Genomic DNA, 1648 nt, shown 5'->3' on the forward strand with positions numbered 1-1648 from the left:
CGGTCCAGCTGGCCGCGCATCGGCACGGCGTCGATGCTTAGCAGGTTCGGGTCGCTGTCTTTGGCAATCAGCGCGCCGTTCTCTGCCGGTGAAGCGATCTTGCCAGGATTAAGCTGGTTAAACGGGTCAAACGCGGCCTTGACCCGCTGCAGGCTGGGGTAAAGCTCGCCAAAAAATTTGGGTGCATACTCGGAGCGTACCCCTTTACCGTGCTCGCCCCACAACAATCCGCCGTATTTTTGGGTCAGGGCGGCCACTTCATCGGAGATGTCCCGAATCAGCGCTTCCTGGGCCGGGTCTTTCATGTCCAGCGCGGGGCGCACATGCAGCACGCCCGCATCAACATGCCCAAACATGCCGTAAGCGAGCCCACGCGCGTCCAGCGCGGCGCGGAACTCGCTAATAAAGTCGGCCAGATGTTCTGGTGGTACCGCGGTATCTTCAACAAACGGCAGTGGACGCTTCTCACCCTGCACATTGCCCAAAAGGCCCACCGAGCGTTTGCGCATGCCGTAAACCGCGCTGATCTGCTCACGGCCTTTGGCCAGGGTATAGCCCAATCGCGTGACCGTGGCATCCTGATTCAAGTGACGGGTAAAGGCGTCTACCTGCTCGGCCAGTGCTGCAGGGTCGTCGTCGCTAAACTCGACCAGGTTGATACCCCGAATCGGTGTGTCGCTCTCGGGGAAGAACTCGGCCACGCTGTCCCAGACAAAATCGGCCATGGCGAGCGTGAGCACCGTATCGTCGATGGTTTCGATCGACACAGGCCTGGCGCTGGCCATCAGCGTTTTGGCATCGCGCAGCGCATCCATAAAGCGGGTATAGCGCACATTAACCAGGGTGGCGTGTTGGGGGATGGGCAGTACGCTCAACACGGCTTCGTTCAGAAACCCCAGAGAGCCTTCCGAGCCACACAGCAGGCTGTTGAGATCAAGCGCATGCTGGTCGTTGCGCAGGTGAGCCAGGTCGTAACCGGTCAGGCAGCGGTTAAGCGGCGGAAAGGTCGCCTTAATCAGTTCGCGCTGCTGATCAAGAATGCTGGCCGCTGTGCGGTGCACCTGTCCGACAATACCGTCCTGCTGGCAGGCCTGCTGTTCCTCATCGGCACTGAGTGCCCGGCTATGCAGATGCTGGCCACCCAGCAGTACCGTGTCGAGTTCCAGCACGTGGTCACGGGTTTTTCCGTAAGCACAGCTACCCTGACCGCTGGCATCGGTCGAGATCATGCCGCCGATGGTCGCTCGATTGGAGGTCGAAAGTTCGGGGGCAAAAAACAGCCCGTAGGGCTTTAAGGCGGCATTCAACTGATCCTTCACCACCCCTGCTTGAACGCGTACCCGGCGGTTCTCGACATCAATGTCCAGCACCTGATTCATGTGCCTGGAGATATCCACCACGATGCCATCGGTAAGCGACTGACCGTTGGTGCCGGTGCCGCCGCCTCTTGGCGTTAACACTACCTCGCGGTAAGGCGCTTCAGCGGCCAGTTTGGCCAGGCATTCCAGGTCTTCTGCATGGCGGGGAAACACCGCCGCCTGGGGCAGACGCTGATAGATCGAGTTGTCGGTTGCCAGCACCGTACGGTGGGCATAGTCAGGGGCAATCTCACCATCGAAGCCGCGTGTTTTAAGGGCTTCCAGAAAGC

1 protein-coding gene is annotated in these 1648 nt (G+C 60.0%); it reads right to left on the bottom strand.

Features of this window, described 5'->3' with window-relative positions; all coding sequences use genetic code 11:
- The coding region (locus ACT3T6_RS17650) for an FAD-binding oxidoreductase (RefSeq protein ID WP_444625974.1) at positions 1-1648 on the bottom strand (1648 nt) is incomplete at both ends.

The sequence above is a fragment of the Halomonas sp. 72 genome (assembly GCF_052379785.1).
Taxonomy (GTDB): Bacteria; Pseudomonadota; Gammaproteobacteria; order Pseudomonadales; family Halomonadaceae; genus Vreelandella; species Vreelandella citrativorans.